We start from the raw sequence: 213 nt of genomic DNA, 5'->3' as shown, positions 1-213 counted from the left end.
CAGTCAGAATATAATTCATACGTATGATACAGCTGGTTTGTATACTGTCAATCTTACTGTCAGTAATATCAATGGCACTGATTCCGAAATCAAGACCGGTTATATCAATGTGACATCAGTTCCTATACTTCCGGTATCCGATTTCAGTGCTAATGTAACTGAAGGTATTGCACCACTTACTGTTTCATTCACTGATCTCTCAACCAATGCAAC

General features: G+C 38.0%; 1 protein-coding gene. It reads left to right on the top strand.

What is annotated here, in order from left to right:
• Positions 1-10: 10 nt before the first annotated feature.
• Positions 11-213: hypothetical protein (locus E7X57_RS12825; protein WP_371413205.1), on the top strand; the 203-nt coding region annotated here is incomplete at its 3' end.

The sequence above is a fragment of the Methanococcoides sp. AM1 genome (assembly GCF_900774055.1).
In the GTDB taxonomy this organism is placed as follows: domain Archaea; phylum Halobacteriota; class Methanosarcinia; order Methanosarcinales; family Methanosarcinaceae; genus Methanococcoides.
This window is presented reverse-complemented; position numbering and strand designations above follow the sequence as displayed.